This window comes from Streptomyces sp. BR123, assembly GCF_013401435.1.
Taxonomy (GTDB): Bacteria; Actinomycetota; Actinomycetes; order Streptomycetales; family Streptomycetaceae; genus Streptomyces.
Map to the genome: position 1 here is coordinate 1 of NZ_JACBGN010000040.1, position 22,941 is coordinate 22,941.

General features: G+C 73.0%; 15 protein-coding genes and 1 pseudogene. 5 read left to right on the plus strand and 11 right to left on the minus strand.

Features of this window, described 5'->3' with window-relative positions; translation table 11 throughout:
• Both HYE82_RS09515 and HYE82_RS09520 read right to left on the minus strand, forming a co-directional pair.
• Nucleotides 1-906: serine/threonine-protein kinase (locus HYE82_RS09515; protein WP_179173515.1), on the minus strand; the 906-nt coding region annotated here is incomplete at its 3' end.
• Nucleotides 907-1,104: 198 nt separating this feature from the next.
• Nucleotides 1,105-3,546 (minus strand): SpoIIE family protein phosphatase, encoded by a 2,442-nt coding sequence (locus HYE82_RS09520; protein WP_179173540.1) that lies wholly within the window; start codon nucleotides 3,544-3,546, stop codon nucleotides 1,105-1,107.
• 356 nt (nucleotides 3,547-3,902) lie between these two features.
• Here HYE82_RS09520 and HYE82_RS09525 point away from each other — a divergent pair, with 356 nt between their 5' ends.
• Together HYE82_RS09525 and HYE82_RS09530 are read left to right on the plus strand one after the other, a co-directional pair.
• Nucleotides 3,903-4,394: a hypothetical protein gene (locus HYE82_RS09525; protein ID WP_179173516.1), complete on the plus strand. Its 492-nt coding sequence runs from the start codon at nucleotides 3,903-3,905 to the stop codon at nucleotides 4,392-4,394.
• 453 nt (nucleotides 4,395-4,847) lie between these two features.
• Entirely contained in the window at nucleotides 4,848-6,164 is a 1,317-nt protein-coding gene (locus HYE82_RS09530) for a M1 family metallopeptidase (RefSeq protein ID WP_309144250.1), read from the plus strand.
• A 14-nt stretch (nucleotides 6,165-6,178) separates the two neighbouring features.
• Here HYE82_RS09530 and HYE82_RS09535 read toward each other — a convergent pair whose 3' ends face one another.
• From HYE82_RS09535 to HYE82_RS09555, 5 genes and pseudogenes are all read right to left on the minus strand, one after another.
• Nucleotides 6,179-6,877, minus strand: coding sequence for an N-acetylmuramoyl-L-alanine amidase (locus HYE82_RS09535; RefSeq protein ID WP_179173518.1), 699 nt, complete (start codon nucleotides 6,875-6,877; stop codon nucleotides 6,179-6,181).
• Between the two features lie 395 nt (nucleotides 6,878-7,272).
• Nucleotides 7,273-10,356 carry a hypothetical protein gene (locus tag HYE82_RS09540; RefSeq protein ID WP_179173519.1) on the minus strand — a complete coding sequence of 1,028 codons (3,084 nt, stop codon included), beginning with the start codon at nucleotides 10,354-10,356 and terminating at the stop codon, nucleotides 7,273-7,275.
• On the minus strand, nucleotides 10,357-12,225 hold the full coding sequence (locus tag HYE82_RS09545) for an HSP90 family protein (RefSeq protein ID WP_179173520.1): 1,869 nt from the start codon (nucleotides 12,223-12,225) through the stop codon (nucleotides 10,357-10,359).
• A 159-nt stretch (nucleotides 12,226-12,384) separates the two neighbouring features.
• Complete coding sequence (locus tag HYE82_RS09550; protein WP_256987037.1) at nucleotides 12,385-13,365, minus strand: hypothetical protein; 981 nt, start codon at nucleotides 13,363-13,365, stop codon at nucleotides 12,385-12,387.
• Nucleotides 13,366-13,603: 238 nt separating this feature from the next.
• A pseudogene (locus HYE82_RS09555) lies at nucleotides 13,604-13,990 on the minus strand (cupin domain-containing protein); the annotation flags it as partial.
• Nucleotides 13,991-14,042: 52 nt separating this feature from the next.
• Between HYE82_RS09555 and HYE82_RS09560 the strand changes: the two are divergent.
• From HYE82_RS09560 to HYE82_RS09570, 3 genes are all read left to right on the plus strand, one after another.
• On the plus strand, nucleotides 14,043-15,035 hold the full coding sequence (locus HYE82_RS09560; RefSeq protein ID WP_179173522.1) for a GlxA family transcriptional regulator: 993 nt from the start codon (nucleotides 14,043-14,045) through the stop codon (nucleotides 15,033-15,035).
• Between the two features lie 375 nt (nucleotides 15,036-15,410).
• Nucleotides 15,411-15,740, plus strand: coding sequence for a hypothetical protein (locus HYE82_RS09565; protein ID WP_179173523.1), 330 nt, complete (start codon nucleotides 15,411-15,413; stop codon nucleotides 15,738-15,740).
• 242 nt (nucleotides 15,741-15,982) lie between these two features.
• A complete protein-coding gene (locus HYE82_RS09570; protein ID WP_179173542.1) occupies nucleotides 15,983-17,494 on the plus strand; it encodes an SDR family NAD(P)-dependent oxidoreductase in 1,512 nt (503 codons plus the stop codon).
• 88 nt (nucleotides 17,495-17,582) lie between these two features.
• Here the strand turns inward: HYE82_RS09570 and HYE82_RS09575 are convergent, their stop codons facing one another.
• From HYE82_RS09575 to HYE82_RS09590, 4 genes are all read right to left on the minus strand, one after another.
• On the minus strand, nucleotides 17,583-18,188 hold the full coding sequence (locus HYE82_RS09575) for a TIGR03086 family metal-binding protein (RefSeq protein ID WP_179173524.1): 606 nt from the start codon (nucleotides 18,186-18,188) through the stop codon (nucleotides 17,583-17,585).
• Nucleotides 18,189-18,375: 187 nt separating this feature from the next.
• On the minus strand, nucleotides 18,376-18,660 hold the full coding sequence (locus HYE82_RS09580) for a hypothetical protein (RefSeq protein ID WP_179173525.1): 285 nt from the start codon (nucleotides 18,658-18,660) through the stop codon (nucleotides 18,376-18,378).
• Between the two features lie 455 nt (nucleotides 18,661-19,115).
• Nucleotides 19,116-20,678 carry a mucoidy inhibitor MuiA family protein gene (locus HYE82_RS09585; RefSeq protein ID WP_179173526.1) on the minus strand — a complete coding sequence of 521 codons (1,563 nt, stop codon included), beginning with the start codon at nucleotides 20,676-20,678 and terminating at the stop codon, nucleotides 19,116-19,118.
• An 8-nt stretch (nucleotides 20,679-20,686) separates the two neighbouring features.
• A complete protein-coding gene (locus HYE82_RS09590) occupies nucleotides 20,687-22,834 on the minus strand; it encodes a DUF4139 domain-containing protein (protein WP_179173527.1) in 2,148 nt (715 codons plus the stop codon).
• Nucleotides 22,835-22,941 lie beyond the last annotated feature (107 nt).

Genomic DNA, 22,941 nt, shown 5'->3' on the forward strand with positions numbered 1-22,941 from the left:
GGGTGGGGTGAGGAGCAGCCGGAGTTCGGCTTCCCGGCGGGCCACGTCGGCAGGGAGGGACGGGGGCGCCGCCGCGGCCCAGTCCCGCTCCGCGGCGGCGCCGAAGCGTGCCCGTGTCTCCTCTGCGGTCGGACGCCGGCCCGGATCCTTGGCCAGGCATTCCCGCACCAGGGGCAGGATCGCCTCCGGCACGCCGTCGAGCACGGGCTCGTCGTGGACGATCCGGTACAACAGGGCCGGCAGGTCCAGCTCCTCGCCCGCCGACAGGAAGGGGCTGCGCCCGGTGGCCGCGTACACGAGGACCGCCGCGAGGGAGAACACGTCCGCCGGCGCCGCCGTGACGTCGCCGGTCGCCTGCTCCGGCGCCAGGAAGCCGGGCGTGCCGATCACCGCGCCCGTCCGGGTGCGGCGCGGTTCCTGCGCTGCGCGGGCGATGCCGAAGTCGATGAGGAAGGGCCGCTCCGGGCCGAGCAGTACGTTCCCCGGTTTGATGTCGCGGTGGACCACCCCCGCCGCCCGTACGGCGACGAGCGCGGCCGAGAGCTCCCGGGCCAGGCACTCCACGGCAGGTGTGGGAAGTGGCCCGTGCGTGCGCACCCAGTCCCCCAGCGACGGCGCGGCGACGTACTCCGTCGCCAGCCACTGCGGTGTGGTGCCCGGCGGGCTGAAGTCCACCACGGACACCGTCCAGGCGCAGCGGACACGGTCGTTGGTGCGTATCTCCCTGGCGAACCGTTCGGCGAAGTCCGGCTGGAGGCTGAGATCGCGGTGCACGGTCTTCAGGGCCAACGGCCGGCCGGAGACCGTACGGGCCAGGAACACCTCGCCCATACCCCCCTCGCCGAGCCGCGCCAGCAGGCGGTAGCCGCCGATTTCCGGCGGGTCACCGGGCCGCAGTGACTCCATGGACTCCCCCGTCCCGATGGCCGTTGCGGCCCCGCGGTGCACGGGCCGTCTCCCGGGGGTCACCCTAAAGGACGGGCCGACGGGCCGGAGCGGCCGAGGGGCTCAGGGTGCACGAAGCCGCGCACGTACGACGGCCCGGGGCAGCCGGCCGCTCCGGGCCGTCACCGGCCCGGCCGCGTCGCAGGTCGCCCCTGGGCGTCAGCTCCTCGGGCGGTGCAGGGGGATCTCGGCCCACACTTGCTTGCCGCCGCTGAGCGGCACCGAGCCCCAGGCCATCGTCGTCGCCTCGACGATGAGCAGCCCGCGACCGCCGGTCGAGTCCCAGCTCACCGACACCGGTTTGACGGGGCTGCGCGGGGACGCGTCGTTCACGGCGATCCGCAGGCGGTCCGCCGACAGGATCAGGTCCATCCCCACCTCGCCCTGTGTGTACGCGATGGCGTTGGTGACCAGCTCGGACACGACCAGCAGAGCCGCGTCGAGTTCCTCCACCACTCCCCAGGACCGCAGGGTGCGCACGGTGAAGCGGCGCGCGTGCATGACCGCCTTGGGCAGCCGCCACACCGTCCAGTGGCTGCGCTTCGGCCGGCCCTCCGTGCCGTCGTAGCGCAGCAACAGCAACGCGACGTCGTCGTCGCGACGGCCCTCACCGACGACCAGCTCGTCGGCCAGCCCCCCGGCGCCGACCGGGTCGCCCGCGGCGAGCACCTCGCACACCCTCCGCATGCCCTCCTCCAGTGGCAGGTTGGCGGACTCGACGAGGCCGTCGGTCAGCATGACGAGCAGGGTTCCGGGGGCCAGCCCCGTCTCGGTCATGGGGAATTCGGCATCCGCGAGCACGCCCAGCGGAGGCCCTCCCTCGACCGCCATCTCCTCGGTGACGCCGTCGGGATGGCGCAGGATCGGCGGCAGATGGCCGGCCCGCACGACCCTGGCAATGCCCTCCTCCATGTCGAGGTCCACATACCCGCAGGTGGCGAAGAGATCGGTCTCCATGCCGACGAGCAGGCGGTTCGCCCGCGCGACCACCACGTCCGGCGGGTGGCCCTCCACCGCGTAGGCCCTGACCGCCGTACGCATCTGGCCCATGATGGTGGCGGCTGCCGCGCTGTGTCCCTGTACGTCGCCGATGACGAACGCCACATGGCCGTCCCGGAGCGGAATGACGTCATACCAGTCGCCGCCGACCTCGAGTCCCGCCGTCGCGGGCAGGTAGCGGGCGACAGCCACCCCGCCCGGCAGCTCCGGGAGCTTGCGCGGCAGCAGACTGCGCTGGAGCATGGTGGCGAGTTCGTGACCCGCGTCCAATGCGTGGGCGCGCACCAGGGCCTGCCCGGCCAGCCCGGCGGTCACGGTCAGCAGCGACCGCTCCTCCGGCCCGAACCGGTGCTCCGCTTCCCACCCCACCAGACACACCCCGACCATCCTGCCTTCGGCGGGCAGCGGCAGCACCGCGAGACCACCGGGCCCGACGCCCAGAAGACCAGGTTCGAGCACCGCGCCCGGCGGCCACAGGCTCATATGGCCCCCGCGCAGCGCGCTCTGCAGGGTGGACAGGTCGCCGAGCGGCACGTCGGGCCACTCGGACCGCCATTCCGAGCGCCAGACCTCGGGCCAGGCATCGGGCTCCGGAGGGTCGAGTGCGGTGATGATGAGCCGCTCGGGCTCCAGCTCACCGACGGCGACCCGGGAGGCGCCGAGCGGCTCGCGCAGGGCGGCGACCACCAGCCGGCTGACCTCTCGGATGGTCGCCGCTCCCGCGAGCGTGGCCGACAGCCGCTGCACGAGGGAGACCTCGTCGGCGCTCGGGCGCAGGTAGGTGGCGTCGGCCACCACCCCCAGGACGCGCTGCGGTGTGCCATCGGGTTGCGCCTCCACACGGCAGCGCAGCCCCAGCCAGCGCAGCTCGCCGTTCGGGCGGCGGATGCGGAACGCCAGCTGCTGGCCGGCGGCGGCCAGCCGGTCCGGCTCCACGATCGCCATCAGCGCGGGCATGTCGTCGGGGACGGCGCAGGCCAGCAGGGTCTCCACCTGACCGTCGAACTGCTCGGGAGGAAGACCGAGCAGTTCCAGCACGTTCGCGTGGGCCTCCAGGCGGCCGGTGCCCAGCTCCAGGATGAACGCGCCGCCTTGGTGAGGCACCAGGGACTGGCCCAGGTGGGCCTGCGGGGCTTTGCGCCCGGTCAGACGAGCGGCGACCGCTTCGAGTCCGGCCGCCACCTGATCGGCGTAGAGCTCCAGGAGGCTGCGGTCGTCGGCGCTGAACCCGTCCCCCACTTCGCCGGCCACGATCAGACACCCGAACTCCTGGTCGCCGTGGCCCAGTGGCAGCGCGCCCAGCGAGATCCTGGCCGGCGAGTGGGGGTCGCCGTCCCGGTTCCGGGTGGGGAAGTGGTGGGGGTCGTCCTCGGTGAACGTGGCGAGTTCGCGGGGGGTCAGCCACAGTGGGCGGCCGGAGCGGAAGGCGTTGGCGGCGGGCGAATGGCCGGCCACGGAGAGGATCGCGGGCAGTCCGTAGAGGACGCCGCGGTTTCCGGTCAGCTCGGCCAGATGGAGTTCCCTGTCCTGGTCGGCGACCACGTAGACGGCGGCAAGCTCAGCCCCGCAGAACGCAAAGCGATGCCTGTTCACTGTCTGTATCGCCTCCTCGAGAGGACGGCTGCGATCGCGCTCTCTCCATGCTGTCGCGCCCGGGACCGTTCGGGCGAGTCGGAACGCAGGGCCGGAGACCGTCCGGGGCGATCGCGCAGTGGCACTCGTACGCGTCGGGTCGGACCGGCGTTCGGCAGGACGCGGGCATGCGGGCCGGTCGCGTCTGCTTCAATCAGGGCGCCTCGAAAATGCGGAGATGCGACGTGAAATGAGGTGCAGCCTGCATGGCTCGAACTGTTCGTACTCTGACCATCTCGGTCGTCTTCGCCTTCTTGCTCGCCGGGTGCCAAGGCGACGAAGGAAAGGGCGGCCTGCCCACTTCGAGGGGCACTCGCGCCACCGGGTTGAGCGACCTCGAGGCGATCGACGTCGCCGACGACCCCTTGGCAGAGAGGAACGGGGGCGTGAAAATTCTGTCCGACGTCCAGTACGGGCAGAGTCGGGTTCTCGGCTACGTGAACAAGGAATCCTGCGGAATTCTGGCCCATGCCAGGAATGACCCGAAGGAGAACCGGATCCATCTCGTGGCGCACTGGCCGGACGCGGGGCATGGAAGCGCCTCCCACCCTCCAGGGCTCTCCTCCCGCCCTGGAGGGCCTTACCACGCCGTCTCCGGCGGCAGCGGCCCGAAGGCCTGGGCATCCCTGATGTGCAGCAGGAACGCCATGGTGATCTCATACGTCTCCGGCGAGCCCGGCCCGCCGGAATCGGCACGCGGCCCGGTCACCGCGACGCAGGTCTCCGACACCCCGCCCACCACGCGCATCACCGTCGCCGAGGCCGGCCTGCGGAAGCAGATCCACTCGAACCTCGGCTCTGCCGACATCGCGCAGTAGGGGCCGGCCCAGCCGATGACGACGTCGCGGCAGTCCGGGGCGCGCGTAGGAGTAGGAGTAGGAGTCGGGGCAGTCGGTCGGGCCGGGACCGACACGCGATCGCCCAACGGACGGCGTGGCTTCCCCGGCCCCGGCCCCGGCGGTCGTGCCGTTCCGTCCGGGGCGCCCGGTCGGGGCAAGCCTGTCCGGCGGGATCCGGGGCCTTGCCCGCCGAAGGGGCCATACTCACGGCGTGGCGGGATCGGGGCGCCCGGGGGCCGGGGCATGATCGGCGGCGTGAAGACTTCCGGACGTCTGACCGCCTTCGCGGTCGCGGGGCTGCTCGCCGCACTCCCCGCGTGCTCGGAGTCCGACAGCCGCGGCCGCGGCGGGACAAGTACCCGTACCGGCGCAGACGCGCAGGCAGGTGCTCCCGCCGGCGCGGTCACCGCGCAGCCCGGCGCTTCCGGAGCGGTGTTCCGGGGCGGGCACCCGGCTGCCGCGGGCGCCGGTGACCCGTACTTCCCGGGGCTCGGCAACGGCGGCTACGACGTCGCCCACTACGCCCTGACGCTGGCCTACGACCCCGGCAGCGGCCGCCTCGAAGGCACCGCGGAGATCACCGCGAAGGCCACCGAGCACCTCAGTGCCTTCAATCTCGACCTCCTCGGCATGGAGGTGCTCGGTGCCACCGTCGACGGCCGCACGGCGCAGGTTCGGCGGCACGGGCAGGAGCTGACCCTCCAGCCGCAGGACCACGTCAGGAAGGGCGCCGCCTTCCGCAGCGTCGTGCGCTACGCGGGCACACCGGAGCCGGTCACCCATGCCCACGGGTGGCGCGAAGGCTGGTTGAGGACGGACAACGGAGCGGTCGCGTTCGGTGAGCCGACGGGCTCGATGTCCTGGTTCCCGGGCAACCACCACCCCTCGGACAAAGCCTCCTACGACATCACCGTCACGGTCCCCAAGGAGGTGCAGGCGATCTCCAACGGGCAGCTGCAGGCCCGGCGCACCAGCGGCGACCGCGCCACCTTCCACTGGCACCAGGCCGAGCCCATGGCCAGCTACGTGGCGACGGTGGCCATCGGCAGCTACGACGTGAAGACCTCCCGGACCCGATCGGGCGTCCCGGTCGTGTCGGCGATGGACACGACCGCGGGCGTGGACGAGGACGGGGCGGTCCTCGGCCGGTTTCCCGAGATCATGGAATGGGCCGAGGAAACGTTCGGCCCCTATCCCTTCTCCGCCGCCGGGGTGATCGTGGATCAGGCGGCCGATGTGCCCTACGCCCTGGAGACCCAGACCAGACCGATCATTCCGGCCGGCATCTTCCACACCACCAACGTGGTGCACGAACTGGCCCACCAGTGGTTCGGCAACTCCGTCACCCCGCGGACCTGGCGGGACATGTGGCTCAACGAGGGCTTCGCCACCTACGCGGAGTGGCTGTGGACCGAGGACCACGGCGGGGCCAGTGCCCAGGAGCACTTCGACCGCAACCACGCCAAGGCCGCGGATGACGACGAGTGGGACTTCCCGCCCGCCGAGCCGCCGAGCGCATCCGACATCTCCGGCCAGCCGGTGTACGTCCGCGGCGCGATGGTGATCCACGAGATCCGCCGGGCCGTGGGAGACAAGGCCTTCCGTGCCCTCGTGCGGGGCTGGACGCTGCGCCACCGCCACGGCCACGCCTCCACGGCCGACTTCACCGCGTACGTGGAGGCCAAGGCAGGCCGGAAGCTCGACTCGATCTGGGACTCGTGGCTCTACGGCGACGGCAAGCCCGCGTGATGGGGGGCGCGATGTCAGATCTTGACGCGCCGGCGGGCGGTCGCGACGAGCTTCATGTACTTGTCCCAGTTCCACACGTCCCCGGGGTCCTCGTGAGTGGACAGCGGGACTTCGACGTGGCCCAGGATGTGGTCCCGGTCGACCGGCACGTCGTACTTCGCGCAGATCGTGGCGGCGAGCACGGCGGACGCCTCGTACATCTGGTCGGTGTAGACGGGCTGGTCGATCCAGCCTTCGTGCTCGATGCCGATGCTCCGGTGGTTGTACCAGACGTTGCCGGAGTGCCAGGCCACGTCGCGTTCGCGCACGCACTGGGCGATCCGCGTGCCGTCTGCGCTGACCACGTAGTGCGCGGACACCCTCTCGGCGGGGTCCTCGAACGTGGCCAGCATGATGGGCAAGTGGTCCGTCGTCAGGTGGACGACGACGTATTCGATGGGATCGGACTCGGGACGGTCGGCGGGCATGTAGTTGGACTCGGACGCCGGAATCCAGACGGCGGGGGCATAGTCCGTCGGGGCCGCCCGACGCGGGGTCGCAGGCAGCGCGGCGACGGGAGCCTTGCGCACGGGGCTCGGCAGCGCGGCCTTCACCCTCTCCTCGGGGCCCGTCAGGCGGGACAGCCCTGCAACGGCCAGAGCCGCACCCGCCGCGCCGGCAGCGCCGGCAGCGCCCCACAACAGCCGTCGACGGCTGAGCGGGCTGTCTTCCATGGCCACTCCTCATGAGGTCGAGCAGAGACAGATCGACACGCCGCGAATCGTGACATCACGAAACAGAAGCGGCAAATGTGATCTGATCCTGTACCGGGGCCCGCACCCCGGCAAGCCGATCCCCCACCAATCGGGGCACCCTGCCGCCGGCTGCGCCTGCCGCCGCGGACCGCCGCGGACAGGCGCCACCCCGTTCTCCTGGCATGCGCTCAACTGCCGGTCACGCATCCCCGCGAGGGAGACCTGCCCGAGGTCGACGGCCCGGAAGCCCAACCCCCGTAGGGTGGTGGAGTGGGCCAGGTGGCCGTCGAGGAGACATGCCGGGGCGGCGCCGCACCGAAGCCGGACCCGACCGCCGCGGGCCGGCTCGGCGGGCGGCGGTGGGCGTGCGGGGGTCAGTGGTTGCGGTGGGCGGTGAGTTCCCTGCGCAGGCCGTCCAGGATGCGGGCGGCGTCGTCGAGGCCGTGCTGCCGGGCGCGCGCGGCTGCCGCCGTGAGCCGGGCCGTCGCCGCGTCTGTGCGGCCCAGGCCGTTGTGCTCGATCACCGCCGCCAAGCGGATGGATTCGGCGCGGGGAACCTCGCCTCCCTCGCCGTCCCGTTCGTGTGCCGCGGCGGACGCCTCGGCCTCCGCCAGCGCCTCGGCGAAGCGGCTGGCTTCCGCGAGGACGCGGGCCCGCTGGTAGTGGACGGCGCCGGACTCGTACGAGCGGGAGAAGCCCTCCGTGGCCTGCGGTACCGCCGCGCAGACGGCGTCGGCCTCCGCGAGGTGGGCGAGTGCCGCCTCCAGTCCTTCCGGACCTTGGGCGCGCTGCGTGAGGCGGGCGAACTCGCACATCATGCGCATGATCATCGGCGGGTTGGGGGCTTGCGCGTGGGCATCGACGGCGCGTGCGTACGCCGTGCGGGCGGCCTCCCAGCGGTCGGCCATCGCCAGGGAGACCGCGGCCTCCGACGCCACCAGGGTGTGGACCGCCCGGTCGTCCTCCCAGCCGGCGACGGTGTCCGCCAGCCGGAGGAACTCCTCCGCGGCCGCCCGGTGTTCCTCCAGTTCCCGAAGCCCGCGGGCGAGGGTCAGCCGGACCTGGGCGAGCAGGCGCCCGTCCAGGAGGCCGGTCGCGTCCGCGGCCACGGATTCCAGGACGGCGACGGCATCCTCCTGTCGGCCCGACTGCGCGAGCACGTCGGCGAGCTGGAGCCGGATGTCGGCTGCCTGGTCGTGCGCGTCGTCCCGGTCGTGGCGGGCGGCCGCCTCGGAGAGGTGCCGTACGGCAGCGGCGGCATCCCCGGCGTGCCAGGCGGCGTGGCCGAGCAGACCGTACGTGGGAGCCGTCGGGAAACCGGAGTCCCCGTACCGCACGGCGAGGGCGAGCGCCTCGTGCAGCAGGTCGACGGCCTCCTCGTACTCCCTCCGCACGATCAGGGTCTGGGCGAGCACGGCCCGCAGGCGGATGCCCGACCAAGGGCGGTCGATGGCCTCGACCACCTCCAGCGCGGCCCGCAGCTCGCGCTCCGCGCGGTCCGGCTCGCCGCGGCGCAGGGCGAGGTTCGCCGTGAACTCCATGGCGCTGGCCTTGTGCTGCAGCACGGCGAGTCGTGCGGCCTCGGAGCTCAGGGCGTCGGTCGCCGCGCCGAACCGTTCGAGGGTGGGCGCGGAGACCTCCGGCAGCTCGTCCATGGCCTCGTGGAAGGCGGCGTATGCCCGGCAGTAGAGCACCGTGAGGTAGCGCTCGGCTGCCCGGGAGCCCGGCCCGGTGCCGAGCGCCTTGCCGTCGTCCCCCTGACCTGCGTACGCGGGGCCGGCGCCCTGCCCGGCGGCGAGCAGTGCCTCGGCATCCCGCAGGACGGCGTCGAGGCCGGCACGGGCCTCGGCCTCGTCCGGGCATCCGTGCGGTTGCGGGGGTCCGGCCGGCTGCGGGGCGGTGCTGCCTTCGGAGGCGGCCGCTCCGGCCTTGTCCTCGGGGCGGAGCGGGGCGGACCACGCAAGGGACCTCGCCCGGGCCGCAAGCACATCCCAGGGCATGCCGGCCCGGTCGAACAGTTCGGCGGCCTCGGCCATGGCGGCCGCGGCCTCGGGCTCGCGGTCCTGTGCGTACAGCCCGTACGCGTGCTGCTTGGCGATCTCGGCGCGCAGGCGGACCTCCGGGCCCAGCCGGTCGTCGTGCTCGTACCCGGCTTCGTCGGCCAGGGCGGCGATCCGCGTCCACAGCGGCGTGTCACCGGGATGTCCCACTGCCTCCAGCCGCCGCGCCTCCTCGACCAGCTCGGCGAAGTCGTCGGGGATCGCGGGGACGGCCGGAGCGACGGCAGCACCCGCACCACCGGCACCAGCCCCGGCGGTCGTGCCCTCGGCCGGAGCCTGGGCGGCGGGGCGCATGACGGTACGCAGCCCCAGCGGCAGGGGTTCGCCGGTCAGCGGGGCGCCGGCCAGCCGGGCGCGGCGCCGGTCGCCGACCTCCGTCGTGCCGTTGCGCGCGTCGAAGGCGGCGGCCAGGGTGTCCGCCTCGGACCGTACGGTGTCCAGCAGCTCTCCGGCGGTCCAGTTCCGTCCGGGCGGCCCGGCAACCGCCGTGCCGGCGTGCCCGTCCGCGACGAGCCGGGCGAGCAGTACCTCGACGCCGGTCAGGAAACCGAGGCGGGCGAGCGGTGCGCCGGTCGCCTCGAACAGCGGCCGGTTCTCGGCCAGGATCTCCAGGCCGCGCCCCTCGTTGCGGGTGAGCGCGCAGAACTCCAGGTGCAGCCCGACCTCCTCCTGCATGCCCGTCATGCCGCGCACCCGGCGGTAGCCGCCGAGGTGGTGCGAGCGGGCCTCGTCCGTGCGGCCCAGCCGCACCAGCGGCAGCAGCGCCTGCGCCTGGCTCATCTGCGGTTCGTCGGAGCAGGTCGAGGCCCCGCCGAGGACCGGCTGCCAGGTGGCCAGCGCCGCCTCGTCGTCCCCCGAGCGCACCCGGTACAGCGCGTGATGGCGGGTCTCGCACGCCTCGCAGTCGCTGAGACGGGTACGCGGCCGGGTCGCCCACAGGTCGTACGCCGCGGACACGCCGGTGCCCGTCTGTGCGGCGACGTGGTGGCGCATGGCGGCCACGGGCTGTACGCCGTGCCCGTCCGTCTCGTACCTCTCCCGCATGCGCCCGATCCAGCCCTCGATGGTGCTCAGCGGCACGTCGGGCACCTGCAGCAGGGACGTCGCCACCCATTTGAAGCGCCACAGGATCTGGTGCGCCTCCCATTCGCTGAACGCTCCGGGGGAGCTCTCCCAGAGCTTGAGCAGCCGGGCGAAGACCACCGGCGACTTGCGGTGCTCGCCGGTGTACTCGTAGGCCGCCATCAGCTCCATCAGTGCCGTGACGAGGATGTCGGGCTTGTCGAACGGCCCGGCGGCCTCGACGAGCTCCTCGGCGGTGACGGTGCGCTGCAGGCCGTGCGGGCGCTCGTTGTTCTCGCGCAGCGCCTCGAACACGGCCTCCGGGGTGTCCAGCATCTACTGCTCCTTCCGGGGCTCGGGGTCGGGTGCGGCCGTCGTGCCACCGGGGTGCATGGCGTGGGTGAGCAGGCTGATGAAGGCCCGGTTGAGCAGGGCGCTCTCGTTCGCCTTGAGGGGACGGCGGCTGAGCAGCAGCGCCTGGCCGAGCAGGGACTCGGCGGCGGCGACGGCGAGCCCGCGCTCGGTGATGGTGACGGCTTGGCGGACCAGCGGGTTGAGGTGGTTGAGGACGAGCCGGGCGCGCGGGGTCTCGCTGCGCAGTGAGCCGAGGATGTCCGCCCACAGGCCGTCGTCGCTGTCGGCGGCCAGTGTGGAGCGGGTCCGCTCGTGGCGGGCCTCCCGGTTGTCCAGAAGCAGTACGGGGGCGGAGACGGGCTGGAAGTCGCGCAGGACGACGTCGCAGTCGTGGGCGGCGACGGCCTCCCGTGCGACGGCCAGGAAGGCGGCCGCGCGGATCTCGGCGGACGGGTCGACGGCGTCGAGGTGTGCGGTGACGGTCGCCGGGTCGAGGTCGGTGACGGCGGTGCCGGGCCTGATCTCGGGCAGCCGGTGTACCAGGTCGCGGTCGTAGGTGTAGCCGCCGTTGACGACGCCGAGGCCTGCGGCGGAGGCGATGGGGGCGACCTGGCGGAACTCCTCGACGCTGCGGGTGACGAGGACGGTGGCGTGGGTCCGGGCGAACTCCTCAAGGGTGACGTTGCCGTCCGTCGTCTCGAAGGGCAGCCAAGGGAGCACGATGCGCAGCAGCTCGTCGTCGTGGCGGGCGAGGGCCTTGACCGCGAGGTGGTGGGTGTCGATGAACCGGTGCAGCAGGGCGGGGTCGCTCGCGGCGAGGCCGGTGAGCCAGTCGCGGATCCGGGTGCCCAGGGCGTCCCGGACGGCGGACAGGGTGCCGTCCTCGTACAGGGCTTCGCGGGAGGCGGTGGGCCGCAGGCTGGTCGTGTCGATGACGCAGCGCACGAAGAACGCCCAGTCGGGCAGGAGTTCGGTCGCCTGGTCGCTGAGGAGCATCCCCTTCAGGTGCACGCGGTGGCCCGCGCGCTGCGCCGGGCTGAGTGCCGTGGGCAGGACGTACGCGACGCCGCGCAATCCGGCGGCCGGCAGGTCGAGCTCGATGGTGTCGAGGGGGGTGAAGTCGAAGACGGTACGGCAGTACGCGGCCAGGGCCTCCCGCCGGGCGAGCGGCGAGCGGTGCGCCTGCTCCCACGGGGGCGTCTCGTCGATCCGGGTGTGCTCGCCGTACGGGTCGACGACGGTGACCTCGTGGGGCAGCAGGCGCCCGTAGTGCCGGGCGAGTTCGAGGACCCGGCCGGGTGCCGTCCATTCGGCGTTGTCGGCGCGCGGGGTGAGCCGCACGGTGGTGCCGGGCTCCGGCACGGCCCCGGCCGGGAGGGTGCGGATGGTGTAGCGGCCGTCGCAGTGGCCGCGCCACTCCACGGCGGGCGCGGCGGGGTCGGTGGCATGCCGGCTGACCACGGTGATCTCGTCGGCGACGACGAAGCAGGCGAGCAGGCCGATGCCGAACTGGCCGATGAAGTCGCCTCGTGCCGCGTCCAGCCCGGCGCCGTCCAGGGCGCCGTCCGGGGTGCGCTTGGAGCTGCGGCCGATGGTGGCGAGGAAGCGGTGCACGTCGGCTTCGGTCAGGCCGATGCCGCTGTCGGTGATGGTGAGCGTGTCCCCGGTGCGCACGGTGATGGCCGCGGGGGCTCCGGGGTCGGCCGCCCGGCGGGCGGTGATGGCGTCGACGGCGTTCTGCAGGAGTTCGCGCAGGTAGACGCGGGGGCTGGAGTAGAGGTGGTGGGACAGCAGGTCCACCAGGCCGCGCAGGTCGACCTGGAAGGTGTGGGCGGACTCGGAATGCGGCACCTTGTGCGGGTTCCTTCGGTAGCGCGCGGCGCGGTACGGCACAGCAGGGCGCGGTGCGGTGTGCACGCCGTCGCGGCGGGGCGTGTGGGTTCGGTTCGATACGGGCCAGGCCGGCCGGGCCCGATCGGCACTGGGGCGGCAGCGGGGCCGGCGGCGGTTTCAGGCGCCCACGGTCGAGCGGTGGTTGCGGTACGCCTCGGCCGGGTTCGCGCCGTTGATGTAGTACCAGGGGAACTCGGTGACCGTCCGCTCCGTCGCCTCGAAGCAGCGGCGGGCCGTCATCGTCTCCCCGGCCAGCGAGAAGGCCATGGCGAAGGTGTTGCACACCTGGACCCGGCCCTTGCCCTGCGCGAAATCCGGGTGCAGGACGGACCGTTCGGCAGCCTCGCGCAGCGAACCGATGACATCGGAGCGCTGTATGTAGTGGGAGTCGGGTCCGCTGGCGAGCGAGAGCCAGTGCTCGATGTGCGCGACCGCCACGAGCTGGCCGAGCAGACTGCCCTCGGGCGCACCGAGCATGGCCTCGCGGGCGAAGGCGTGCATCTGCTCGTGCGAGCCGCCCCACTTCTCGCACACCTGCTGCAGGTACTGCTGGTGGGCGCCCAGGTGGTGCGGGCTCCGCCGGACGGTCGCCTCGAACCGGCGCCGGGCCACCTCGGGGCCGACCTCCAGTCCGCGGCCGGTGACCTGGAGGGCGTACCAGGGTGTGATCCACTCTGGCTCCCGCTCCGCCGCCTCGTACAGCCAGGCCTCGGCCTTGCGCAGCCGCTCGTGGAACGTCTCGAACTGTTCGCGCGAGACGTCCTTCGCCCGCGCTCCGGTCCGGGCTTCCCAACCCCAGTTGACGTAGCGGGCGCCGGCGACCAGCCGCGGCAGCGCCGAGTCCGGCTCCGCGGCGATGGCCGCGTGGATCCACTTCTCCACCCCGGCAGTCTCACCCACCGTCCACAGCATCCACGTACGGTCCCCGCTCTCGGGGTACGCCCCCAGCCCGTCCCGTACGCCGGCCCAGTCCCCCGCCTGCGCCGCCTCGCGGATCCGCGTCACCGTGGGATCACCGTAATCCTTCTCCATCTGTACGCCGCCGGACCTGCCGACCCAGCGCTTGAGCGACAACCCCGCGCTGCGGAGAGACGCCATCTCCACCCCCTGCTGTTCCTCGTCCGTGCCGGAGGCTGTTGATCACCGCCCCCCGCGGAGACAGTGAGTATCACGACGAACCGTGAACCGCACAACTGTTTCCCTGCGGCGGCGCGCCGGTGGCCGATTGTCGGCCGGGGGCCCGCTGCCCGCTCCGTCCCCTGACGGGTGTGCAGGTCGGGGAGCATTCGTGTTCCGAACCGGTCGTGAAGGGATCGGGGTCGGCAACCGGGGCGGTGAGGCCGTGTCCGGTCGTTGCGTCCACGTGGTCCGGGATCTCGTCGTGGCGGTCTCCGACGGTCGGTGTCCCGGTGGGCTCGAACATGAGGATCGCGGCGCCGGAGGGGGCGTACGGCTTGTGCTCCGTGCCGCGGGGGACGGTGAAGGCCGACCCCTGCGGGAGCCGGACGGTGCGCTCGCCGTCGGACTCGCGCAAGGAGAGGTGGAGTTCGCCGTCGAGCACCAGGAAGAACTCGTCGGTGTCGTCGTGCACGTGCCAGATGTGTGCGCCCTCGACCTTGGCGATACGGACGTCGTAGTCGTTGACGCGTGTGACGATGCGGGGGCTCCACAGGGCGTCGAAGGAGGCCAGAGCCGTGTGCAGGGAGATGGGCCGGTTGCTCATGGGTTCATCCTGAGCCGTTTCGCACGGCCGGCGTGAGTGCTAGGAATTGCACATGGCGAAAGGATCCTCGCAGTCCGTGCGCGCGGCGAACGTACACCGGGTGGTCGTGATCGTGGACGAGAACTCGAACCCCTTCGAGCTCGGCTGCGCGACCGAGGTCTTCGGGCTGCGCCGCCCGGAGACAGGCCGTGACCTCTACGATTTCGGGCTCTGCTCCCCCGCGCCCCGCACCCTGATGCGGGACGGGTTCTTCACGCTCACGGGAGTCGCCGGTCTGGAGGCGGCCGACACGGCGGACACCCTGATCGTGCCCAACCGCCCCGACGTCGAGGTGCCCCGCCGGCCCGCCGTACTCGATGCCGTCCGACGGGCGCACGCGCGCGGTGCGCGCCTGATCGGCTTCTGCAGCGGCGCTTTCACCCTGGCCGAGGCCGGGGTTCTCGACGGGCGACGGGCCACCGCTCACTGGCAGTGGGCGGATTCCTTCCGGTCCCGCTTCCCCGCCGTCCACCTGGAACCGGACGTGCTGTTCGTGGACGACGGCGACATTCTCACCGCCGCGGGCAGTGCGGCCGCGCTCGATCTCGGGCTGCACGTGGTGCGCCGCGACCACGGCGCGGAGATCGCCAACGCGGTGAGCCGGCGACTGGTCTTCGCGGCGCACCGGGACGGCGGTCAGCGGCAGTTCGTGGAGCGACCGATGCCCGACCTGGCCGACGAGTCCCTGGCTCCCGTCCTGGCCTGGGCCCAGGAACGGCTGGACGCACCCCTCACGGTGTCCTCCCTCGCGGCGCGGGCCGCGGTCAGCCCGGCGACGCTCCATCGCCGCTTCCGTGCACAGCTGGGAACGACCCCGCTGGCGTGGCTCACGGGGGAACGCCTCGCCTTGGCCTGCCGGCTGATCGAACGCGGCGAGTCCCGCTTCGAGGTGGTCGCGCGCCGCAGCGGGCTCGGCACTGCCGCCAACCTGCGCATGCTGATGCGCCGTGAGACGGGCATCAATCCGTCGGCGTACAAGCGGCGGTTCGGCCCCGGGGGGAAGTGAAGCCCCGCCGGTGCGGGCGGCGGGGGCGCCCGGCGGCTGCCGGCCCCCGACGGGCATCCTGCGACGGGCTGGTGCTCGCCGACGGCCCAGACGTTGTCCGGAGCGTCGACGCGCACCGCGCGGAGCGTGCAGGACCCTGCGGTCGCCGTCGCGGGCAGGACCGCCTCCGCCCAGGTGTTCGTCCCGGAGCCGGACACGGCGGTCAGGGTGCCTCCGGCAAACGACGCGCCCTGTTCTCCTTTCTGCACGGGAGAGCCAGGCCGCGGGGCCGAGCAGTCCCGAGCTCGCCGGCCCCGGAAGTCTGTCCCACACTGGTACCGGGCACGCCCCTGCTGCGGCGGTGCCGTCCGGATCCCGGGGAGCGGGAGGCAGGCCATGGTCATCAGTCACCACATCGCCGAAAGCACCCTGCACGTGGAGATCGCCCAGGATCTGGACGTCACCAACCGGGCCGCTGCCGCCTTCCAGATCGAGGCCCTCGTCCATGCACACCGCCCGCGTCAGGTCGCGATCCACCTGCCGACGAACGCCCCCTCCCCCATGACGCTCAGCACCCTGGCCCGCACCTCCCGCATGTGCCACGGCATGGGCATCCCGTTCACCGTCACCGGGCCCGGCGGCCACCCCAGCCTGATGCCCCTCGGCACCACTGCCGGCACAGACCTCCCCCAGCCTCTGGAACACGGCACGCGGCACGACCACTGACCTCGTCGGGGTTCTGCCCCGCCGGTCCAAGGCTCTGACCGGCCCGAAGCGGTGGGGACTTCTGATCGCGGCAGAGGCAGTCGCGGGCGGGCCCGCTCGGAACCAAATGCGAGTGACGGGTGGCGCGGCAGTCATGCATCATGGGCGGTCATTGCCGCGTCGATGCGCTCACGCGTTCGAGTCTCGAGTAAGGAATTCCGGTGCAGGCAGCTGTTTCGGTGACTCCCGCCGCAGGTACGCCGATGGAGGGCGAGCTCATACAGACCTGCCTGGAACTGCTGAACCAGGCACAACAGCTCCCCGTGGACGATGCACAGCGCCGTCTGCTGGAACAGGCCGCCGGCGCGTTCATCCGCGACGGCCGGCATCAGCGCCGCGCTCGGGAACGCGCAGCCCGGGCAGCGGCCGACGCGAAGCTGCTCGCTGCCACGGCCACCGGCGCCCCCGACCGCGTCATGGACGCGGCGCTGTCCACCGGCAACCCGCCCACCCGGCAAGGCCTGACCATCGGGGAATACGTCCGGAGTCAGCGCAGCTCCGGTACGAAGCGCCAGCCGCCGGCCGGCAACCCGGACAACGGCAGTCCCCTCCAGCTGCTGAACCGCCCGCAACGCTGCTACGTGTGCAAGAACCACTACCGGCAGGTCCACCCCTTCTACCACCAGCTGTGTCCGCAGTGCGCCGAAGACAACTTCGCCCGTCGCACCGCCCGCACCGACCTCAACGGCCGGCGTGCGCTGCTGACCGGCGGACGCGTCAAGATCGGCTACGAGGCCGCGCTGATGCTCCTGCGGGACGGGGCCGAGCTCACCGTGACCACCCGCTTCCCCCGTGACGCAGTACGCCGCTTCGCCGCAGCGCCCGGCGCCGCCGGCTGGTGGCACCGGCTGCAGATCGCCGCCCTGGACCTGCGTGATCCCCGGCAGGTCCTTGCCTTCACCGACCACCTGCTCTCGCAGGGGCGGCACCTGGACATCCTGATCAACAACGCGGCTCAGACCCTGCGCCGCTCTCCTCGGGCCTACAGCGCGCTCGTCGCCGCCGAGACCGCCGACCCGGGTTCACTTCCCAAGGCTCGGATCTGGACCGCTCCGGGATTCCTCGCGCCCGGCCCCCGTACGGCGCCCCTGCCGTGGACGGCGGAGCTCGCCCCCGCACCCGAGCCGCACAAGACCGTGCCCGGCACCTCGGACTCGGCTGCCCCATCGTCGGCGGCCGCCCTGCTGCCGCACGGCGCCGCCGACGAGGCGGGCCTGCTGACCGAGACGTCCGCCACCAACTCCTGGACGCTGCGGTTGGGACAGGTCGACCCGGTCGAACTGCTGGAAGTCCAACTGGTCAACGCCATCGCGCCGTTCCTGCTCGCAGACCGCCTGATGCCCCTGCTGGACGCGTCCCCGCACCGGCACCGCTACCTGATCAACGTGTCTGCCGTCGAAGGACAGTTCACCGTCCGCAACAAGACCGGCGACCACCCGCACACCAACATGGCCAAAGCAGCCCTGAACATGCTCACGCGCACCAGTGCCGCCGAACTGGCCGCCCGCGGCATCCACACCTGCAGTGTCGACACCGGCTGGGTCACCGACGAGAAGCCACTTCCCGCACGGGAGCGGCACGCCGCCACCGGCTGGCGTCCTCCGCTGGACATCGTCGACGGTGCAGCCCGCATCTACCACCCCATCGTGCAGGGACAAGCCGGCGCACCCATCCACGGCGTCCTCCTGAAGGACTACCAGCACGTCGCATGGTGACCGCGCCCCGGGCCTGAGCAGACAGCCCGCCGCCGCGTGCCGTGCCGGCATGCCGGCAAGCCTCCGGTGGTCGGCTGCTGCAACGGCCTCATGGGGACGTCGGAGGTGTCCAGCCCGGGTCCCGTCCGCTCAGCCCGATCGCCCGGTCCAGCAGTGGAGCGTCGTCCGGTACGGGCACGACGGCCCCGAAGATTCCCCCGCCGCGGCTTTCGTCCTCGGCGGCCGCCAGCAGGAATGCGTGCGCGGCGCGCAGCGCGGCCGCATCGGGGGCGTACTCCTGGCCGAGGGCCCGGGCGAGGTCCCAGCCGTGGATCACCAGTTCGTCGACGGCCACGGCACCCGCGATGCCGCCGGGCAGGTCCACGGCGCCCGCGCGGGTCATGCCGGTCCAGGCGGCCGGGTCCGTCCATGCTCCGGCCATTTCGGCGAGGGCCCGGGGCAGTTCCTCGCGCCAGTGGTCGGGCAGGGCGGGCACGGCTGCTGCGCCGGGTGCCGTGTCGGTCGTGGGCCCCAGGTTCTTTCGGGCTGCGTCGCGGAAAGCGACGGCGAGGAGTGCGAGGTGGCTCAGCAGGTCACTGACCGCGTACTCGGGGCAGGGCGTCGGGGCGGCGAGCCGGTCGTCCGGGACTCCGGCCGCGAGTCGGGCCACGACCCGGGCTTGTGGTCGTAGGTCGAGCGGCGTCGTTTCGGTCATCTGCGGCTCCCTGCGGGGCGACGGGTTCGAAGGGTGGACCGGCGACGAGATCGGTGCTCACCGCAGCAGGGCCCGGTTCCTGGACGGGTTGCTCTCGAGGAAGCGGTTACGGCCGCGCACACCCCGCTCCCCCGAGGTCGGTGCCGGGGGCGCGAGGCCTTGGGCGCAGGAGAACACGCTTGCGGCCCTAGGAGGCGGCCACGACCTCCCCGGCCAGGACCTGAGGAGGGTTGGGGAGCAGTGGGGCGAGGTTGTCCCGTACGAAGTCCGCCGCGGTCGCGATCGATTCGTCTGCACCGGCCTGGTCCTGGAAGACGCTGGTCGAGATCATCACTCCGTTCCCGGCGTCGATCCAGTAGTAGGCCACGAATCCGGGGACACGCCGCATGAGCGGCACGAAGCCCTCTCGGACGATGCGTGCCGCCTCGGCGGGATCGGTCACTCCTTCGTACCGCCGCACTGCTGCGTACATGGCCGGCTCCTCGGGTGGCTGCGGGACGGTCGTTGCCGGGACGACCTTCCCCCGCGGCAGCCACCGCGATCGCAAGCCGTCCGGCTTTCACCGCCATGGGCCGCCTTTCCGTCGTCCGAACGGCGCCCTTCCCGCCGGGAAGCCGGCTGTGCGTGCGCCGGTGAGTGGCCCGCCGGCGGTTCTGCTGCCGGTGCAGCCTCCTCGGGCCTGCGAGCCGTACCGTCGAGGTGTGGACGAGGGACGTGGCAGTCGAGCGACTGCCTGCGGACGAGCCCTGAGAGGGCGGGTGCGATCGTGAGCCGCATCCCTCACCACCTGGTTCGGGCCGGCCACAGCCGACTGACCCGCCCCGCGGCGGGGAGGGCGGTCGCCGCCGCCTGCGGCTCCATCGCGGGGCGCCGGTACGCAGTCGCCGAGGGCTTCGCGCCGAGCGGTGCCGTGCGGCACCGCCGTGCTCAGAGCCCCGTCACCTTGGCGCTCGCCGCCAGCTCGTACACCAGGGTGACCGTGCTGCGACCGCCGGGCGGGAGGCGGATGCTCCAGCTGACGATGCCCTCGGAGTCGACGGCCTCGGGGGCCGGGGAGCAGGCGTCCTTGCGCAGCCGGACCTCCACGGCCGAAACCTCGGAGACCGGTATCCGCTCGCGGAGGACCACCACTCGGTCGCCCTGTTCGCCGGGCGCGGAGAACCGGGACAGGTGCACCTCCACCGTGCGGGTGATCACGGTCTTCTGCAGGATCCCGGTGGTGTCCCGGGACTCCTCGGTGCGCCGGACCACCGCATGGTCGTCGCGGCTGCCGAAGGCGAGTTCGACGGGCGCCCCGGGCGCGGTCATGTCCAGCGTGCCCCGGCCACTGAACCCGCTGCCGCGGACCAGGTCCACCGGGCCGGAGAGCAGGGCGTGACCGGAGAGGTTGTCGAACCGCACCACTTGGGTGACCAACGGGGACATCTCGGGTGAGCAGACGTACTCGCTGGCCGTGGCTGTCGTGAAGGCGGAGAGGGGCACCCTGTGGGCTCGGCCGTCCCCGGGCACGGACACCGGTGCGGGGGCGCTCAGTACGCGTGTCTCGCCGCCGTCGTCCACGCCGGGCAGGCCCAGTACCGGGGTGGGGCCGAGGTTCCCGATCTCCTCCTCGCGCAGTTCGATGTCGACCGTGCGGCGCTCGCCCGCGGAGCGGTCGGTGAGGGTGAGCCTGTCCTCACCCAGCTGCGGCGGGGTGGTGGTCAGCGCCGAGCGGGCCGTGGACAGGGTCAGTCGTACGTCGGACCAGTCCTCGCCGGTGCGCTGCCAGACCATCGCGTCGGTCTCCAGCGTCAGGGAGTCCCCGTCGAGCACGGCCCGGTAGGCGGGCCGCCACAGTGCGCACGGGGTGAGGTGTGTCAGGCGCAGTTCCGCCGGGCCGGCGGTCTGGGTCTGCACGGTCAGGTCGATGTGGCCGACCAGCTCGGCCGGCTCCTCCTCGGCCAGGTGCATGGCCCGCCGGGTGTCACCGAGTTCGGATTCGAGTGCGGTGAGGCGGGCCTGGACGATGCGGAGTTGCTCTGCGTGGGTGTCGCGTTCGTTGTCCACCCGGTCCAGTTCGGCGGCCCAGCGGGTTCGGTCGGTCTCGCCTGTGCCGGCGCCTTCGGAAACCTCCCGGAGCAGGTCGCCGGCCAGGTGGCCGAGCAGGTCGAGGCGGGCGCGCAGCCGGTCCCGTCGCCGCTCGAGGGTCTTGTGTTCCTCCTCCAGTTCGTGCACGCGCAGGCGGAGGGCGGAGTCGTCCTCGGCGGAGGGCAGGGGCCCGCGGGGCGTCCAGGTCCGCACGATCCGCGCGTCGAGCACGGTCGCGGGGAAGTCGGCGGTCAGGCCGGCGTGGAGGGTCCGGTCGACGGCGAGCGCGCTGACCGGCCCGAGGCGGATCCGCTGGACGCCCGCCTCCAGGTCGAGGGCGGCGGACCGTTCGACGTGGGCGCGGTCCTCCAGACAGGTGACGGCGGTGACGGGGAGGGCGATCGGCTTCGGGGCCGTGGACATGGCGGTTGTCAGCTCCTGCGGTTGCCGCCGACCAGGGCTTTGCCGGTCGGGATGCGGATCTCGTAGCCGCCTGCGAGGGCGGCGGTGGCGCCTGCGGGCAGGTCGAGCCGCCAGAGGCGCGTGCCGGGGGCGTGGTTCTCGGGCCCGGTGCCCGCCTCGGGTGCAGTCCAGTCTGCCCGTTCCTCGATACGGACGTCCGGCTCGGAGGTGACGGGTATCCGCTCGCGGACCTCGACGGTGACGGGTCGGGCGAGCCCGTTGGCCAGCTCGACGTGGACGCGGTGGTCGAGCACCGTGGTGTTGTGGCGCAGGCCCGCCGTCGACTCGTTCAGATGTGTGCGGCGGATCACCCGGATGCCCTCGGCGGGGCCGAGCCCGACCCTGCGGACGGCGCCGGGAGCGAGCGTGGGCAGGGCAGCGGTCAGCAGGAACTCGCCGTCGACGGTGACCTCCACCGGGCCGGCCAGCAGTGCCTGGTCGGTGGCGTTGGACAGCACCAGCGTGGCGTACACGGTCTGTTCCACGGACGGCACGGTGAGGTACTCGGTACGCAGCCCGACCGGGATCTCCGTGACGGTGACCGTGTGCCAGGTTCCGTCCGACGGGATGTCGGTGCGTGCGGCGGCGTCGAACCGGTGGTCGAAGGAGCCCGCCGACTCACGGGGCCTCACCGCGTCGCCCGGGAGCGGCAGCGAGGCCACCGATTCGGCGCGGCGGCGGTACTCCTGCGCCACCGGGTCGGTGGGGGCACCGGGGAACAGTCTGCCCCTGTGCGTGCCCGACTCGTCGGGACCGCTCAGGACGAGGGCGGCGTAGTCGAGCTCGGTGCCGCTCGGGCGCGGCGGTACGACCACCGGAGGCGGGGGCGGAGGAGGTGCCGGGGCACCGCCGGGAGCCGGGGCCGCCATGGCCGGTCGGCCGGGTGCCCCCGCGAAGGAGGAACCACCGCTGCGTGCCCTGCCGGCGGGCCGTCCCGAGGGGGCCTGCGGCGCAAGGCCGGGACGTGCGCCGCCGTAGCCCGGCGCCGAGGGCGGGGCCGGGGCCGGGGCCGACGGCGGGAGTACGGGCCGCGGGGCGGCGACCGGGGCGGGACTCGGTACGGGACCGCCCGGCAGCACGGCGGGCCCGCCGGCGGCGGCCACCGACGCTGCTCGGACCGCGGGAGGGGAACCGGCCGCGTCGTATCCGGAGAACAGCCCGGCCAGCCCGGCCGGAGGCTCGCGCCAGCCGGAGGGTGCGGGGGCGGCCTGACGACGGCCGAGGCGGATCGAGCGGAGCCTGGGCAGGTCGTTGCCGCGCCGGAGGTCGGCGGTGGCCAGAGCAATGCGTACACCCGTCCAGTCCTCGCCGGTGCGCTGGGCGACCGAGGCGCGCATCAGGAGACGGCCGTCGCTGTCACCTTGACGGCAGGTGAGCCGGTAGGTCGGCACCCACACCGCGCCCGGCACTGCGTACTCCAGCTCGACCTCCACCTCCGGCTCCCCGTCCTCCTCGGGTTCCGTCCCGGCCGCCCGGAGGCCGTCGGGTCCCGGGACCACGCCGGTGTCACCAGGGCGATCGAGGGTGAGGACCGCGCAGACCGTGGTCGGCACGTGTGCCGACGGCGCGTCGGTAGAGGCCCGGGCAAGGCGGTCGGTGGCGACGTCGAGCTCGTGCTCCACGCTGCTCACGGTCCGCTCCAGCCCGGCGAGGCGGGAGTGCAGTCGCGTCAGCCGCTCGTCGACGAAGTCGGCGAGGTCCAGCCATGCGCCGACCGGAGTACGGCGGTGCGGGTCGTCCCTCCTGCGGGCTGGCGGGACGGGCTTGAGCCCCCTGACCTCCTCGATCAGGCCGAGCTGTCGGTCCCGGCGGGCCAGCGCCGCCGCGTACTCGTCGGTCAGCCGCTCGACCTCGCGGTGCAACCCGTCGGGCGTTGCCAGGCCGGGGGTGCCGGCCTCGACGTCCACCCTGGCCTCGGTGACACGCACTCCCGGCACGCCCAGGACTCGGGCCCGCAGCGAGCCCGGGTCCAGCGACCGGGGCAGTCCTGCCACCCGCACCTTGCCGTCGCGCGGCACGCTTCCGCGGGCCAGGCGGCGGCAGAGCGCCCCCTGCGCGTACACCACCACCGAATCGAGGGTCGAACCCCACTGTCGTGCTGCTGCTTCCGTCTTCATGTGCACCGCCCCCACCGCGTTCGTTCTGGTGAAAGCGTACGCAGAACGAGGCACCGGCTCATCTCGCATACCGCGCCCTGTGGACAACCTCCGCCCGGTTCACGACG

Excerpts from the sequence above, each read along its gene's own strand:
- HYE82_RS09590 (WP_179173527.1), bottom strand. The coding sequence starts at position 22,834 with ATGAAGACGGAAGCAGCAGCACGACAGTGGGGTTCGACCCTCGATTCG.
- HYE82_RS09580 (WP_179173525.1), bottom strand. The coding sequence starts at position 18,660 with ATGTACGCAGCAGTGCGGCGGTACGAAGGAGTGACCGATCCCGCCGAG.
- HYE82_RS09575 (WP_179173524.1), bottom strand. The coding sequence starts at position 18,188 with ATGACCGAAACGACGCCGCTCGACCTACGACCACAAGCCCGGGTCGTG.
- HYE82_RS09540 (WP_179173519.1), bottom strand. The coding sequence starts at position 10,356 with ATGCTGGACACCCCGGAGGCCGTGTTCGAGGCGCTGCGCGAGAACAAC.
- HYE82_RS09550 (WP_256987037.1), bottom strand. The coding sequence starts at position 13,365 with ATGGCGTCTCTCCGCAGCGCGGGGTTGTCGCTCAAGCGCTGGGTCGGC.
- HYE82_RS09565 (WP_179173523.1), top strand. The coding sequence starts at position 15,411 with ATGGTCATCAGTCACCACATCGCCGAAAGCACCCTGCACGTGGAGATC.
- HYE82_RS09560 (WP_179173522.1), top strand. The coding sequence starts at position 14,043 with ATGGCGAAAGGATCCTCGCAGTCCGTGCGCGCGGCGAACGTACACCGG.
- HYE82_RS09535 (WP_179173518.1), bottom strand. The coding sequence starts at position 6,877 with ATGGAAGACAGCCCGCTCAGCCGTCGACGGCTGTTGTGGGGCGCTGCC.
- HYE82_RS09585 (WP_179173526.1), bottom strand. The coding sequence starts at position 20,678 with ATGTCCACGGCCCCGAAGCCGATCGCCCTCCCCGTCACCGCCGTCACC.
- HYE82_RS09570 (WP_179173542.1), top strand. The coding sequence starts at position 15,983 with ATGGAGGGCGAGCTCATACAGACCTGCCTGGAACTGCTGAACCAGGCA.